This is a genomic window from Sphingobacterium sp. UBA1498, from assembly GCF_002325125.1.
GTDB lineage: Bacteria > Bacteroidota > Bacteroidia > Sphingobacteriales > Sphingobacteriaceae > Sphingobacterium.
Genome location: NZ_DCRG01000016.1, coordinates 68468 through 84790, shown reverse-complemented (window position 1 = coordinate 84790; position 16323 = coordinate 68468). Strand labels below are relative to the sequence as shown.

At 38.5% G+C, this 16323-nt stretch carries 15 protein-coding genes; 9 read left to right on the top strand and 6 right to left on the bottom strand.

Translation table 11 applies throughout. The annotated features are described in order from the left end of the window. The first annotated feature begins 334 nt into the window (after positions 1-334). The 3 genes from B3139_RS09580 (at position 335) to B3139_RS09570 (ending at position 2409) form a co-directional block, all read left to right on the top strand. Positions 335-1378, top strand: a complete 1044-nt coding sequence (locus B3139_RS09580; protein ID WP_293882323.1) for an alpha/beta hydrolase — start codon at positions 335-337, stop codon at positions 1376-1378. A 12-nt stretch (positions 1379-1390) separates the two neighbouring features. Further along, entirely contained in the window at positions 1391-1894 is a 504-nt protein-coding gene (locus B3139_RS09575) for a GNAT family N-acetyltransferase (RefSeq protein ID WP_293882321.1), read from the top strand. A gap of 74 nt (positions 1895-1968) precedes the next feature. Further along, positions 1969-2409, top strand: a complete 441-nt coding sequence (locus B3139_RS09570) for a hypothetical protein (RefSeq protein WP_293882319.1) — start codon at positions 1969-1971, stop codon at positions 2407-2409. A gap of 62 nt (positions 2410-2471) precedes the next feature. On the opposite strand, the gene B3139_RS09565 is transcribed toward B3139_RS09570, so the two are convergent. Continuing rightward, entirely contained in the window at positions 2472-3290 is an 819-nt protein-coding gene (locus B3139_RS09565; RefSeq protein WP_293882317.1) for a universal stress protein, read from the bottom strand. Positions 3291-3406: 116 nt separating this feature from the next. After that, positions 3407-4294, bottom strand: coding sequence for a sugar phosphate isomerase/epimerase family protein (locus B3139_RS09560; RefSeq protein WP_293882315.1), 888 nt, complete (start codon positions 4292-4294; stop codon positions 3407-3409). Between the two features lie 265 nt (positions 4295-4559). On the opposite strand from B3139_RS09560, the gene B3139_RS09555 reads away from it, so the two are divergent. Together B3139_RS09555 and B3139_RS09550 are read left to right on the top strand one after the other, a co-directional pair. Continuing rightward, positions 4560-4742 carry a hypothetical protein gene (locus tag B3139_RS09555; protein ID WP_293882313.1) on the top strand — a complete coding sequence of 61 codons (183 nt, stop codon included), beginning with the start codon at positions 4560-4562 and terminating at the stop codon, positions 4740-4742. Between the two features lie 469 nt (positions 4743-5211). Further along, complete coding sequence (locus B3139_RS09550; RefSeq protein WP_293882311.1) at positions 5212-5685, top strand: helix-turn-helix domain-containing protein; 474 nt, start codon at positions 5212-5214, stop codon at positions 5683-5685. A gap of 9 nt (positions 5686-5694) precedes the next feature. Here the strand turns inward: B3139_RS09550 and B3139_RS09545 are convergent, their stop codons facing one another. After that, positions 5695-6750: a fatty acid desaturase gene (locus B3139_RS09545; protein WP_293882309.1), complete on the bottom strand. Its 1056-nt coding sequence runs from the start codon at positions 6748-6750 to the stop codon at positions 5695-5697. Between the two features lie 171 nt (positions 6751-6921). Here B3139_RS09545 and B3139_RS09540 point away from each other — a divergent pair, with 171 nt between their 5' ends. Further along, entirely contained in the window at positions 6922-7416 is a 495-nt protein-coding gene (locus B3139_RS09540) for a hypothetical protein (protein ID WP_293882307.1), read from the top strand. A 369-nt stretch (positions 7417-7785) separates the two neighbouring features. Here B3139_RS09540 and B3139_RS09535 read toward each other — a convergent pair whose 3' ends face one another. After that, on the bottom strand, positions 7786-8196 hold the full coding sequence (locus B3139_RS09535) for a hypothetical protein (RefSeq protein WP_293882305.1): 411 nt from the start codon (positions 8194-8196) through the stop codon (positions 7786-7788). Between the two features lie 280 nt (positions 8197-8476). Beyond that, positions 8477-10339, bottom strand: a complete 1863-nt coding sequence (locus tag B3139_RS09530; protein ID WP_293882303.1) for a vWA domain-containing protein — start codon at positions 10337-10339, stop codon at positions 8477-8479. A gap of 81 nt (positions 10340-10420) precedes the next feature. Between B3139_RS09530 and B3139_RS09525 the strand changes: the two genes are divergently transcribed. The 3 genes from B3139_RS09525 to B3139_RS09515 all read left to right on the top strand — a co-directional run bounded on the left by B3139_RS09525 (position 10421) and on the right by B3139_RS09515 (position 14374). Further along, a complete protein-coding gene (locus B3139_RS09525) occupies positions 10421-10999 on the top strand; it encodes an RNA polymerase sigma factor (RefSeq protein WP_293882301.1) in 579 nt (192 codons plus the stop codon). Beyond that, positions 10986-12257 carry a TonB family protein gene (locus tag B3139_RS09520; protein WP_293882299.1) on the top strand — a complete coding sequence of 424 codons (1272 nt, stop codon included), beginning with the start codon at positions 10986-10988 and terminating at the stop codon, positions 12255-12257. Before B3139_RS09525 ends, B3139_RS09520 begins: the two co-directional genes overlap by 14 nt. Positions 12258-12403: 146 nt before the next feature. Continuing rightward, positions 12404-14374, top strand: coding sequence for a transglutaminase domain-containing protein (locus tag B3139_RS09515; protein ID WP_293882297.1), 1971 nt, complete (start codon positions 12404-12406; stop codon positions 14372-14374). 372 nt (positions 14375-14746) lie between these two features. Here the strand turns inward: B3139_RS09515 and B3139_RS09510 are convergent, their stop codons facing one another. Next, the gene (locus tag B3139_RS09510; protein WP_293882295.1) at positions 14747-16231 is read right to left on the bottom strand and encodes a PLP-dependent aminotransferase family protein; all 1485 of its coding nucleotides are present in this window, start codon (positions 16229-16231) and stop codon (positions 14747-14749) included. Between the last annotated feature and the right edge of the window lie 92 nt (positions 16232-16323).

Here is a 16323-nt window from a genome sequence, read left to right as displayed (position 1 = left end):
GACCTAGATAAAATGCATTATAAGCAAGATAACCTAACTATTGGATAATTCAAATCCGATTTTACCACCGATGATAAGTGATATAGGGCCGATATAAGATCAAAGAGATTATAACAGCTAAACCAAAAATTCAATGAGATGATACAATATCACCGCATGCAAAAATAAAATTAGAGCCAGTGGTCACATATAACAACAAAGACGTCTTCTCCAGCCCCTTTCCGAGAGATTCTATTTACATGCAAATCACTCCTAAATGAATATTATGCTATTGGATATAAAATTCAATTTATATAAGTTTGGCAATAACAAGTATACTAGATAGCTGATCTTCATGAAATTCATTTTTTTTATCTGTTCATTATTAATGTCACAGGCTGCCTTCGGACAGAAAACAAGCGTTATCAACAATGAGTCAACTGTTTTTACACTTGAAACTCCAAACAGTAAAATTGATTTTTTAGTCATTGATCCAGCTCCAAAAAGCAAAAAGCCTCTATTTTTGTTTTGTCAGGGCTCCTTGCCCATACCACTATACTTTAATTATAAAAAAGAAGGTTTAAGTCTTTTTGGGGGTGGACTAACCAACTTTAACTACCAGGATATAATTAAGTCGTACCATCTCGTCGTTATTTCCATGCCAGAGACCCCTGTTATTGTGGACGAATCGCAGCTTAATGATTCCTATTGGTATTATGGCGACTCTAAAGATAAAAATATCCCTAGTAGAGCTTATCAAGAAGCAGATTATCTATATAATTATGTGAATCGAGCAGTTTCCGTATTAGATTACCTGAGCAAACAACCTTGGGTAGATAATTCGCAATTAACAATATTTGGACATTCCCAAGGTGGACATGTAGCCGCCAAACTAGCCAATAAATATAAAAAAGTCAGCAAACTGGGTTTATCGGGCACAAATTTGTTTGGACGTATAGACCAAGATATACGGCAAGCAAAGCGCGATGTCCAAAATGGAAAAATTACCTGGCAACAAGCCTCTCAAAAAATTGAACAAACCTATGCGTTTTATAAAGATGCCAACACCCCTGAAAAATTAAAAAACAATCCCAATTTGCGCTCCTGGAAGTCATTTTCACAACCTGCTATTGATGAGCTATTGGGATTTGAATACCCAATCTATCTGGTCTTCGGCACAGAAGACATTGTAGCTGAATTAAATGATCTAGTACCACTATATTTTATAAGAAATCACAAAAACAACCTGACGATAAAACGATATTACAATCTGGAGCATAATTATTTTGAAGTTCAGAATGATGGTAGACCCGATTACAAAAAACCGCATTGGGACGACATCATGACTGACTTTCTAACTTGGACATTAGAGCAAAAAACAACAGTGAATAGCAATTAAACAGTAAAATCCATGCATCAATTAAAATTTCGCAACGCCGAACAACAGGATTTACCATACATCGTAGAAATATACAATTCAACAATTGCCTCTCGTATGGTCACAGCAGATACAGAACCTGTATCTGTTGCGAGTAGACAAAAATGGTTTGACGAACACAACGCTTCAAAAAGACCATTATGGATGGTGGAAGATCAAAATAATCAACTCCTTGGATGGGTCAGTTTCCAATCGTTCTATGGTCGTCCGGCTTATGATGCCACAGTAGAAATCAGCATCTATTTGGACGAACAGCAAAGAGGCCGGGGTCTAGGTAAACAGATTCTCCAGCACTGCATGGATAAAGCCCCAGGTTTAGGCGTACATACCCTGTTGGGATTTATCTTCGCGCACAATCTTGCCAGCATCGCGTTGTTTGAAAAAATGGGATTCGAGGAATGGGCTAATTTACCCAATATTGCAACGCTCGATCAGGAAGAGCGAAGCCTAAAGATACTAGGAATAAGAATTAAATAAACTAAGGTTATACTATTAACAGCTATTATTTAAAATAAATGGCTAAATTATAGCTTAAACAATAAAGATTTCATATGAAACGCTTAATCCAATTCGCTCTGCTGGCGATCGCTCAAGTATTCTTCCTTTCCAGCTCTCTGTTGGCCCAAAACCCTGAACGTACAAAAACTGTCCCAATCGCAAGCGATTCGGCGTATACCAAAATCATACAAGCGTTTCAAGATGGCGGGCATTTTATTTCACAACTGGATCGATCCTCTGGATTCGTTCAGACCAGTGCGTACTTTGAAAACAAGAAGCTGCTTAGCAATAAAGAAGGTGAAAAAATAATTACAAATTTTTTGATAACCCCGTTGAAAGGGGGCGGTTCAAAGATTGTCCTCAATATATTTCTAATAGAACGTCGTAGGGGAGGTAGTTTTGAATCACCAAATTATTATGATCTGGATAAGGGAATTATTCGAGATAATAGAGTTTACCAGCAGATTTGGGACAAAATATTGCCAATTCTATAACATACTAAACTAAAATAAGGCCCTTTGAACTTAGTTCTGCAGGGACAATGGTGTTAAAAAGATTAAATCGAAATCGTCAGTAATGGAATATCCAACCCCGACGCCATCATACGAGTCTTACTTCGATGGGTCAATGAACTCCAAAAACCATACTTATAAGGAATCATAACCAGCAGGTCTGTATTGCTTTCTTTAACTTCGTCACGAATGGCTTTTACCACCTCATTGGAAGTTACATTTTTATAATAATAACTTACAATTCCCATCACATCGTTGATGGTTTCCCGTGTCTCTTTTCCTTTTTCCTCATTCAGCTGCTCAACGGTCTTACGAATATTGAGTACCTCCAGTACTGCCCCAAAATCACTCGCAAAATCCTTCACTTTTTCTAAAATTTCCTTTTGCACACCACGAACGACATCACAAGCAAAAAGAATATGCTGAAGCCCTGTAAATTTTGCGCCGAGCGGAATAGAAAGGATCGGTATTTTTAATTTGCTGATAGCTGCAGTCGTTGTATTACCAAGCATATCCTGATCAAAAGAACGTTTAGCCATACCCATCACTAACAAATCGGCCCCCGTCTCTTCGATACATTTGGTCATCTGATCGTAAAATAGACCTGCAGCAAGATATGGAATAGCCAAAACACCGCTCTCAGCGGTAATAGCATCTGCCTTATGTTGTAGAATCTTACTTTGATGTTCAAATATTTTAAACATAGAATCGGGAGAAAGCCGAGCGTTCATCGCATGAATGGAAGGATTTTGAAGGGAAAATAAAATGAGTTCATACTCTTTTCCAGCAAAGACTTCCATAATAAATTTTAAGGCATGCTCTGCCTCCTCAGCGTAATCTGTAGCAACAATAATCCGTTTCATATAATCCAATTTAATTGAATAAAAAATCCCTTTTTATTATTCTCAAGTTACCGAAAAATAATAAATCTATCAAACGGATTATTGTCGAAACAGCGTCAATTTTCTCCCGACATTTCCTATTTTAAATAGCTTGCCTTAACAAAAGGAGCTTTTTTCAAATAATCGATACTTTGCTGTAGACCAGTGTAAATATCATTACGAGTTTCTTCTAACTCAACAAAGATATATTGTAATCCTGCCGCTTTTGAATTGTTAAAAATAGCATCAAACCCCACCATACCGCTTTGACCAATTTCACGATGATCTTTAATATGTAATGCTTTAAATCTACCCGCATATTTATTGAAATAATCCACAGGACTAACCTCCCCCATTACTGCCCAATATACGTCCATTTCGAAAAATACATGCTCGGGATTTGTATGCTCTATCATATAATCGTACATCACTTTATCTTCCACTTTTTTAAATTCGTGTGAGTGGTTGTGATATCCATATACAATTCCCTGCTGGCGGCATTTAGCACCCACCGCATCCAGATAGCGACATTGTGTTTCCAGATCTTTAAGTGTTTTAGGGACCTCCATCCAAGGCGTAACAATGTATTTCATCCCCGCAGCTTTGTGCGTAGCGATACACTCATCCCACCATTTTAAAGATTCGCTAAAGTCTCCAGACGATAGCTCTTTTTCTGACAAAGTCTTCGTAGCGTGTGATGAAATCACCTTCATTCCCGCCTTTTCCACTTTTGCTTTAAACTCCTGTGGACTCAAATTATATAATTTGCCATCTTTATATCCCGCAGCTTCCACTCCAGTATAGCCTAATGCAGCGATTTTTTGCAGAATCTGGTCGAAATTTGGGTTCTTCCCAATTTCTTCACGTACAGAGTATAACTGTAGACCGATTTCCTTTTTTGCAGCTTTTTGTTGCGCAAATGTTGGAGTAATAGCCAACATCATACATCCAGCTACCAATGTTCCAATAAGATTTCTTCTTTTCATTTAGTGCTCAATTATTTTTTATAGACTTCATTTAACGCACAATCATCTGTAAAAGCAGTGCTCAGAGATTATTTAGGGTGTTGTGTTCAATGTACCTGCAATGTATGTAAATACTGCAAAAAAACACAATGTTTTATCGCCTTTATTTGTTTCAAATGCAAAATAGCCTCTCATAAAGAAGTTATTATCCAATTAAAATTATAAGCCAACCCCAACAATTTATCGCTCAGCACTGTTCTAGTTATGTAAATTAACATTTTTAATTATGGAAAATAAGTATAATACGCCCGAAAATAGCGACCACAAACAGGAGGAGAAACTACCAGAAGTGGCCGTAGAAGAAAAGGATGATTTACCAGCCGGCAAAAACATCAAGCGCACACTTATTATCGCGGTATGCCTATTGATCGTATTTTATATCATATATTATTTTATGAGTGGAAAATAATAAACAACTTCCACTACTATACAACTTCCACAGCTTCGACAGAATTTGACGGATTCCTTGAAACCGAAGCTGGGAAATTGTTTTTTTCATACACGGTAGATACCCAGTTGGCTGGACCAACAATTGGCCATCGTGATTAAATGCTAGACAACTATCTTAAAGCACCACAACGCACCCGCAGGAGACGACGAGGATAAACCGATAGTTTCTTTTATATGATTAGTTTTTCTATCCCCTAGCGATAAGGTAACAATGTACCATACTCGTTAATATGGGGAAGGTGATGTAAGGTCCGTTTATTAATTTAAAGAATTTCTGCTATTACACATTCTTCGATTACGCTAAAATAAATCTCTTTCCCACTTATAAAAGGCTATTGTAACAAACATAACATTAAAATAAACCAAATACAAATTTTTAATCAAAAAAATAAACGATATTTTGCGCAAATTGTCATTCAATTCGTTATATGACGGACGAAGACAAAGTATTACTTGAAACAATTGGGTTACGCTTTAGAGCAAAACGAAATGATTTATATTACTCATTGCGCGATCTATCCCATATAACGGGCATTTCAACAGGAACACTTAATGGTATTGAAAAGGGTAAAGACCTAACGTTCACAAATTTTTTAACCCTATGCCGCAGTCTCGAAATTCAACCAGCACTCTTTTTTCAGCACGACATTGTATTCAAATCGCCATATTCGCTACCTCCAGAGGCGCGAGAGCGAATCACTCTGAGCAAAAAATTAGATAATCTCGTGTATCATTCCGATTTTTTTGACACAGAAAGACGTGTTTCTGATGTATTGATTCAATTGGGTGTTGATAAGAATGAGAGCAACAAGTTTTCTGTTTACTTATCGAACTATTGCGAAGAGGGAGCACTTGTTTACCGACAACATGGAAATTTTAAAACCTACCGTAAAAAGAATTAGAGGAAAGCACTAAATTTCTTTGTTGGAAAGTTCACGAAAACGGTTTGCCCTCCTAAATGTCCCCAAATCATTAAAACGAACTCCATACCGACGTAAGATATCCTGAGCTGCATTACGTCCAATATGCCGTACGTAAAAGGTTTCGTTAACAACAAAATGATGAATGCTGTGGGTCCAGCCGAAAAAGAAACAGAATAATTGCATCGGAAACGTCCACCACACTGTCAGTACCTGTGTCTGCTCCATGACATTGCCCGCCTCAACATCACCAAAGTAATGCATATTTGATGTAATAAAATGTAAACAAAATTGACGTAATAAGTTTGGTAAAAGAATAACATAAATTAACCCATGAAAACTTATTAACATGTTATCAACATACTGTGGAAAACTCAAATCTAACCTGAACAATGTATTCAACCAGACCATTAGCAAATCTGCGAAATAGAAATATAAAACCACATGTGCAAAAATCGTTACGGGAACAATGCTCAAAAACATAATTCTTTTTAGTTTTGAAGAAGTCTCCAATTTTAGATTTCCATTTTTTACTTCCTCATCCATATCGCTAAACATCCGATAAAGGCGAAAGAGTCCTCCCAATACAACATCAGGTGTTGTCAACAGACGTTTAATTGACCAACGTTCACCATTTGTCACACTACGCTCTTCAACATCGTGCAACGTACCTGAAAATTTATGGTGATGATGGTGCAAAGTTCTGCGAATCCAAGGATTGACAGTCAGTGGCCTCAAAATCCAAACACTAAAAAGCATAAAATGATGAATACCTCTTTGTTTTTTAAAATATAGCCAGTGGATTAGATCATGCTCTATCTCGTGCAATACGCCCATAAAAAATGCATTGCTAACAATCATTAACCAAGTCGGTACAACTGCGCGGTACCACCCCATCGATACAAGCAGAATCGCTAGGATTGCGATAGCAAATATCAGCAGCCCAATGCTGTTCTGGCGTTTTAATATGGGGTATATTCCTTTAAGCTCCTGATAAGACTGATTTATTTCTCTCCTAATCTGGCTCGACTTTTCCTGATGTGTCAATTCGATGTGATTTTTTTGGTAAAAATAGGGATTTTTTCGTGTACTTCTCCTATACTAAGCCTTATGAATGCTTCCACAAAAGACTTCCGCAAAAAATATTTCCACACGCTGTAACATAATGAGCTGATCGGCTACTAATAAATTAAAATCAACATATAAGCATACACAGTCATGGAAAAGAAATCAATTTATAACTGGAAAAATAATTTATTCGGAACAAAGTCTACCCTCTATTGTAATGATGCTGTGATCGGTAGCCTGGAATCTATTGATTGGAATCTAGATGCGCATGTTTCTATCCATAAAGACAAGTATCGCTTCATAAATAAAGGGCTTTTTAATCCATACACAGAGATTCGAAATCAAAACAATGAGCTGATCGGTGATATTGAATACAATTCCTGGAAGAGTAAAGCTACCATTAGCCTGATCAATAAAAAATACACATGGAGCCCTAAAAATAGGTGGATGACCGCATGGCAAATTGAAGATGAGCTAGGAAAAGTTGTAGAAATCAAGCCCTCTTCGCTATTTAATGGTGGCAAAATAGAAAGCTGCGAAAACAGCGAATTGATCTTATCTATAAGTTTATATCTGCAAAAGCGTACTACAGTGATGTTTTCTATGGTCGCCCTAATTCCACTATTGACCTTAATACTTATTTAACGTAGCAGCCAACTTCTAATACATATCAATTCAAGCAGATCTTTCATCGGGTCTGCTTTTATTGTGAAATCTAAGCATTATAAACTATATCACTTAATTACAATAAGATAACACCATTTTAATACTGAATTTATGTAAACACCTTACGTTCGTATTAACGATGTAATTTACAATCAATGGTTTCAACAGCCACATCAATTTCGGCCATGAAGCCAATCGTCTTTATATCTAGTAGGCATTTGGTTACCCCCTCAGCAATCCTCAACACATATCCATGTACAAGCCCTACTACTTTCTCTATTCAGTTCGGCAAGCGCATAACTTGCCGAACATTCTAGTATTCATCAGACCAGAACACTTCTAAAGTACTTAACTACTGAAAGGATCTGTCTTTTTCTCCGTTTTTACAATTTTAATCAGATGCTCCAGCGCATTTTTCAGACGCTTGGCATCATCTTCTGTTTGGATAGCCCACAAAATTTCATCCGTGCTTGGCGACGACTTGAATCGAATTTGATGACCTGATTTTACCCTGGCAATGACAAGTACATCTGATTTCGCAATATCACTTCGAAAATGCTGGCCACTGGAAAGAAAGACTGTCAGCACTTTCCCATCTACCGTCACCGTATCAATTTTTGTATCCTTATAATGATAAGCAACTTTATACAGCTTGTTAATATAGGCCATCGTTTGCTGTTTATTCAAACCCGCATTTTGGGCTATTGTAGGTATTACAATACCAATCGCCAAAAGAAAGCACAAGAAGAAATTTTTCATTTATCTATTATTTTTTATTCTCGTATTTGCCTCACCATCGACAGCCGGGCCGATTCCTTGACAAATTACCTCTATTCACCAAAACAATCCACCCCATTCATCACCCGAGCAGAATAGCATGTAGCACCAATCGCAGGAGCAAAATACGTTCCTTTTATTTATGGCTTAAAAATATAGATTTTATTCACTTTTTTGCCTATAATCCTCAAAACTAAACAATTTTCAGCAGCAGACTTTCGGTTGTCGCTGCTGAAAATACTTTTGGATAAGCTTATCCTAATTATTCCTTCGATCTCGACAAGTCCCGCGCATTTTCAGCCATACGGATAAATTCAGCACGATAACCTTCCTCATCTTTTCCTTTGGAAGCTTTTGCACGCACGATCAGCTGGTCAAAATCGGCCTTTTGCTTAAAATCAGAATCACGAAGTAGTAAACCAAGTTCCGCTACCGCAGTTGCAAAACGTAAATCTTCACTCACATTGTTCAACTCCGTTACCGCAGTTCCTACCACCTTTTGCTGCAACTTACTTTTCTCCCCTTCAGGCTCCTTATACCGAAATTTAACTGTTGCCAGTTCAGCATTTCTCCTTCCAGTTGCCGGACTTGCATGCTGCTGATATTTTAATGGATCTACCGTTCCGACCATTCCCGACTCAACACCGACAGGTACAATTTCATACAAGGCTGTCACCATGTGGCCTACGCCCATATCACCGCCCATCTTTTGATCATTATTGAAATCCTCGGCCTCCAGCATACGATTTTCGTACCCTACCAAGCGATAGGCTTGCACGTACCTTGGATTGAATTCGACCTGAATCTTTACATCTTTAGCAACAGTAAACAACGTTCCGCCAAATTCGGTCACCATCGCCTTTCGTGCTTCCGAAATATTATCGATATAAGCGTAATTTCCATGACCTTTGTCCGTAAGGATTTCCATCTTACTATCCTTAAGATTCCCCATGCCATAACCAAATACCGTAAGGAAAATGCCTGATTTACTTTCTTTCGCAATCAATTCTTCCATCGATTCGTCACTGTGGTCTCCAACATTAAAATCACCGTCACTGGCCAAAATAATCCGGTTGTTTCCACCTTTGATAAATTGCTGCTTGGCAATTTCGTAAGCCTTCTTAATTCCCGCTGCACCAGCAGTACTTCCGCCTGCTTCCAGCTCTTCAATAGCCGATTTTATTTTCATCTTTTCGTCTCCAGGCGTACTTTCCAATTTTACCCCTGCCGATCCGGCATAAGTCACAATAGCCACATGGTCTATATCACGAAGCTGATCAACCAACATCTTCAACGAAGCTTTTACTAAGGGCAGACGCCCCGGCCCCATCATCGATCCAGAAACATCAATCAAAAACACCAGATTGGAAGCTTTAAGCTTTGCCGTAGGCATATCTTTTGCTTTTAACGTTACACGCATAAGTTGATGCGCAGTATTCCAGGGTGCCTTCGTCAATTCAGTGACAATATTTACGGGCTCACCATTATTAGGACCAGATACCTCATACTGAAAATAATTGATCATCTCTTCAACGCGTACCGCATCTTTTTCAGGCAAACTTCCCGAATTGATAAAACGACGTACATTACTATAAGAGGCGGCATCAACATCCGCTGCAAACGTTGATAAAGGTTCTTTAAGCGGATTGATAAACTTATTTTCCTTTACCTTCCGATAAGATTCCTGGTTTTGATTAGGCATGTATGCCGTCCCTCTGATATACAAACTTGACACTTGTCCCGACAAAGCTGAATTAACATGCATCATCGGTGCCGTCTGGCGCTTCACTTTGCGCTCATATCCGGTCACCACAACTTCATCGAGTGTATTGTTTTGCTGCACCAAGGCCACATCAACCTTTGACCGATGGTTGACCGCGATCCGTTGCTCGAGATATCCGATATAACTAAAAATCAAGGTATTTTTACCATCCTGGACCTGGATGCGATAATTTCCTTTATCATCCGTCAGACGCTGCTCTTTGGTTACGGCATTGCTTACCTGCACCCCGGCAAGAGCAATTCCTGTATATGCATCGACCACCTTACCGCTGACTTCATATCCCTGCTTGGCGTACCCACCGAAGGATAGCAACAAGCCTATCACAAAAAGTATTGTTCTCATAGCATTCATTTTTTTGCCAAGGGATGCACGAAATATTAAATTTCCATAAACCAGAAAAAAAAAATACTTTTAGACTATATAATGTCCGCATTCAAGTCGTCAAAAATAGATACACCACAAGACCATGAGCTCTTGTTGCGCTATCAGGAGTCTATGGATCTCCAGGTATTGGGCGATCTATACCAGCGACATACCGAAATGGTATATTATGTTTGCTTAAGGTATCTCCAAGATTCCGAATTGAGTAAAGATGCGGTCATGAATATCTTTGAGGAATTAATATATAAAGTCAACAAGCAGGAAATCAAAGATTTTCAAAGATGGCTCTATGTATTAAGCAAAAACCATTGTCTGATGTATTTGAGGTCTCAAAAAAACAAATCTCAAGTTTCTTTGGATGAATTTGTGAAATTTCCGGGAGACCTGCATCAGTATGAACAATATGATGAAAAAGAAGAGCAGTTAACGGCCATGGAAGGCTGTCTGGACAAATTGCCAGAAAAACAGCAACAGTCGGTCAGACTTTTCTTTTTAGAGGAAAAATGTTACAAAGAGATCAGTGAATCTACCGGTTATAGCTTGAATGAAGTAAAGAGTTATATCCAAAATGGGAAACGGAATTTAAAAAATTGCATGGAGGCTTGGAATGAGCAACAGTAATTACGACATAGCATACTTAAAGAAATACGTCAACGGTGAACTATCTCCTACGGAGATGTACGCGCTTGAGCGTGAGGCACAGCGTGACCCCATGTTGGCGGATATGCTGATGGGTATAGAGATGGATCAAAATAAAACCGTAATTGCAGCAATCAATCAGCAGATTAGCCAACGTGCAAAAAGGGATAAGGTTGCTAAAATTAAAATATTGGACTGGAAAAGACTAGCCATCGCCGCTTCTACAGTAATCGTTTTGGGGGTATGTCTTGTACTTTTCTGGCAGCAGGAAAAAAATAGATCTGAGACAAAACGTACTGCTGACGTAAACGTTACTCAGGATAAGCCAAAAACAACGGTTATGGGAGAGGATTCTACCACGGCCACAGATGATATCAAGTCAAATATCGAACCGCAAGATCGTTCGCCACAATTGGCAGATAACAACAGCCCCCGTTTTCGTGAACAACATCCACAAGAGGAGGTCACGATTTTATCGCGCGAACCCTCCCTACGTGTAAAATCACTGGAAGAAATGGAAGGACGTCTTAATAGTGATCGCCCTGTATTTGGATTAAGACCTCAAGACAGTGCGACCGTGATTAGCTATACACCCATAGCAAAGAAAAAAGAGGCCTCTCAAACGATGATGATGCGAGGAAACTCAAGTTTAAACAGTACACTTGCTGGCAAAGCTGCGGGGATTTCGTCAGTACAACAAGGCGGTATACCCCTTCAACTCACCGTTCGCGACAAAGAAACGGGCTTACCTCTTTCAGGGGTCACCATCATTCAACCCAATAGTAAATTGGCAACCAACACTGATGCGCAGGGACAGGCGACCATCCAACCAAGCTCGGTGGATTCACTCGTCGACATCGTGGCCCTAGGTTACAATACCGTCGCAGTGAATATGCGCCGCAGTAAAAATACCACAATCAGATTGCAGCCCTCCAGCAATTCGCTGGATGAAGTTGTCGTCACCACGATGTCTTCACGCAAATCAAAAAGTGCTGAACCCGTATGGGGCTGGAGATCATTCAACAATTATATCAAGAAAAAAACAGCCAAAAGCCGTTATGAAGGCACCGTACGCATAAGCTTCTATATTGATAAGGGTGGATTTCCAACGAATATCAGTATTCTCCAAAGTGCAAACGAGTACCTTGATGCCAAAGCCAAGGAAATTATACTCTCAGGTCCCAAATGGAATGGAGAAGATTACCGATATGTTACATTAACCTTCGAATTCACGATGTAAATACGTAGAACTTATTTCCTAAACACAAAAACAGTCTAAACTGATCAATGCATTAATTTTTACACCAAATTAATCAACAAAGTGATTTTGATTTAAAATTATTTCCTACTTTAGCGCTATAATTATTAACCATACAGTCATTTTTTATGAAAAGTTTTTTAACTGGCCTGCTCGTGCTTAGCTGTTTATACGTACAAGCACAAGATTTTTCATTCGGTAAAATAAAAAAGGAGGATTTTGCCATTACTATGGACAAAATAGACACGGCCGCAAATGCCTTTGTCTTACGTGAATATGGCTCTGCAGAAGTCAACTACAACAAGAATAAGGGTCTAGTTGTTGAGTTTTTCAAACATGTACGCATTAAAATCTTAAACAAGGAAGCCTATAATTATGCAAACTTCAGCATTCCATTATACAAAAGTGGAAATGAACGGGAAGTTCTTATGGACATCAAGGGATCATCCTATCATCTTGTTGGTGACAAAATTGTAGAAACAGAGATGACCAAAGCAAATATATTTTACGAAAACTCCTCAGAAAACTATGCAATAACGAAAGCAGCTATTCCACAGGTTCAAGAAGGTACAATTATTGAATACCGCTATCGTACGGAGTCTCCATTCATCTTTAACCTAAATTCTTGGGAATTTCAGGAAGACCTTCCGAAACTTTATAGTCAATACGTTACTCGCATTCCCGAAATCTGTCATTACAAAGCCAATCTAAAAGGTGGGCTGGCCGTCAGTAACAGAAAAGTAGAAAATTACAATACAGGTCTATATTCTGAAGTTGGGGAAATCTTAGGAAGTAAAACCATCTATACCATGGAAAATATCCCAGCTTTCCATGCCGAAGATTATATGACTTCTTCCAAAAACTTTAGATCAATTATTTTCTTCGAACTCGGCCGATACAGTGTTCCAATGGGAACAACAAAAGACTTCTCGCTCACTTGGGAAAATGTCAGAGATAAACTGGTACAAAGTGAAAGCTTTGGTGGGCAGGTAAAGCGAAAAGGTGCATTGAAAGATTTTATCGACCCTATATTACAAAATGCACAAGATGACCTAGAAAAAGCGGCACGATTGTATTCCTATTTTCAAAAACAAATAAAATGGAACAATCAACATTCAATTTATGCAAAAAACATTAAAGAAGCCATTGAAAAGAGAACAGGCAATAGTGCGGATATCAACCTCGGACTTGTCAATGCTTTACGATACGCGAAAATAGAGGCCAATCCTGTGATCTTATCTACGCGCGACAATGGATATGCCGGACTTTATGCCCCCGCAATATCGGAGTTCAACCATGTGATTGCACAAGTAAAAATAGGTGAAAATTACTACCTGCTGGATGCCACCTCTCCCTATGAAATGTTCGGAAATATTCCGATGAAATGTGTCAACTACCATGGAAGATCGATTCCCCTTGAAGGTGAATCCGACTGGGTAAAACTCGATGCAAACCTTCCTTCCACCTACAGCAACTTTTTCTACGGCGAACTATCTGAAAATGGTGAACTAAAAGGAAAATGGATAACATCACGGAATGGTTATGGTGCGTCCAAAATGCGAGAGCGTCTTCAAGGAAGCAATTCTGAAGAAGAATTCTATGAAAAAATAGACGAAGAAAACAATCGCATCAAAATCAACAGTTTTAAAGTATCTAATCGGGAGTCACTTGATAAACCATTAACTGAGGAGTTTGAAATTGAGATTAAAAATTTTGCAACCTTGCAAAATGATCAACTTCTATTCAATCCTTATATTGATACCAAAATGTCTAAAAATCCTTTCAATCTAACAGAGAGAAATTACCCAATTGACTTTGGTTCTTTAATCCAAGAAGAAAGTTATATGGAAATAAAACTGCCAAAAGGGTATTCCTACTCCATAGCAGATAAGTTAAAAAACATCAGTATGGCTCTTCCAGAACGCGCGGCAAGATATATCTTCAAAATCAACAATGCGGCCCCCGATGTTTTAGTGATCGAATCTGCTACCCAATTAAACAAACCTCTGTTTATGCCTGAAGAATACTTTGATTTAAAAGAGTTTTTCAGCAGAATTATCCAGGCAGAAAAATTGGATGTCGTACTCAAAAAAATATAATAACCCTTAACAAAAACTTCATTTTATATTGATGATAAGCTTAAATAAGGGTGATAAATTTGAATATCAAAATAAAATAAAATGATTAAAGATTCAGATTTATTCGAACTAGAACGTACCTTCCTTGGAGAAGGCTTCGAATTGGATGGTGATGATATTATCACCGATGAAGACTAGGTCTTCACTTTTTAAGCAAGTATTATTCCCCTTATATAATCTCAAAGCCCAGACATTCTTTGCTGGGCTTTTTCTTTACATCCTCAAAATGACTGCCGAATAAGCAAACGCGAATTTCGTGCTTATCCAGACTGGAGTATACCAGCTAAAAGGCCATCAAAAGTAAACATTGGCTGCACACATGTTTTGTAAATTTCATGAGTTAGTGTCCATCAAGTCACCATAGGCCGACCTTAACAAATAAATTGCATCCGACATACGCTGCTCGTCTAAATGAGCAAAACCCAATCGCAATGCAGTAACCATCCTATTTTGATATAGACAATTGCTTGGAATTAATAATCCCCTGCCTCGCGCCTTTTCTTGTAATACAGTCAAAGAAAAAACAGATTTGAACTGTACCCAAAAAGCCAGTCCAGCCTCTGGAACTGTGAAAGTAACTTCATCTTCAAAATAACGCCGCAACAACACTCCAAACAACTCTTTGCGCTCTGCAATAACTTTCTGAAATTTACGCTGATAACGAAAGATATCACCCTGATGGATAATTTCACCCAATGTTTTCTCAATCATAAAATTCGGCTTCCCGAAGATATTCAGATATTTTTTACCTTCATCTAGCAGATCCTGAGGCGCGATCAAAAAATTCATTTGGAAACCTGGAGCAAAGAAACTTCCGAAAGCACCGGTATAAATCACCCGGTTGCCTGCATTTTTCCGAAAAAGCGATTCCCCTTTTGTTTTAAAAAAGGATGACTCGAAATCTACATCATCCTCAATAATGATAAAATCGTACTGCTCGGCCAGTTGTAACAATTGAATTTTCCGTTTTTCGGAAAGGTTAACCGTCGTTGGATACTGACATCTGGAGTTGAGATAAACACATCTGATCTCGCCGGGCTTAAATTGATCGCCGATCCTACCTATAATCATACCATCCGCATCTACCGGAACGGTTTTCAGTTTGGCTCCTGCTTGACTAAGTATCATATTGGGAAGAAAATAACTTAAATTCTCCACCAGCACAACGTCGTCACGCCGAATTAATAATCGGGATAAAATGGAAAAGATTTGCTCACGGCTGGCAATTGGCAACAAGAAGTTCCGGGAAAGATGAAATCCCCTAGTCAAGTTCAAATAATAACTTAACTGATCCCTAAAAAACAGATTCCCCTCCGTAGTGGTTGGAAAGTCATCACTTTTCTTTTTGCGTTTAACCATTGATGCGTAAAAACGTACCAGTTCCTCAGCACTAATAATACTGTAATCTGGTGTGCCATCCGTAAAATAATACTTCTCTGAAGCTTCTAACTTAGGCATATCCAATATCAGCTCCCTTCGGAAAGAATAAGGTGCAAAACTAGGTGGCTGCCTAAAGGCACCCATGGTCGATGTCGAAGCGTCGATACGTTCGGGATTTTTCACAAAAGTACCTCGATTGGGTACAATGTCCACCCAGCCCTGCTCCTGCAATTCAGCAAATGCGGCTACGATAGTTTTTCGGTGCACTTTCAATTCATCTGCAATCTTTCGGCTTCCAGGCAACAAATCTCCATCCTCTAAAAGATTCCGTTTAACTGCATTGATAAACTGATACACGATCTGTAGATAGACAGCGTCATCCTTGCGACGGTCAATCTTAATAATAGAATGAAAAGCTATACCAACCGGACTACTCATTATGTTTATTTCGGACGATCAAAGTTAAAATTTAATCTATAATCTTTGTAACCAAGATAAAAAAACATCTTTAAATAGGATGTCGCAACATG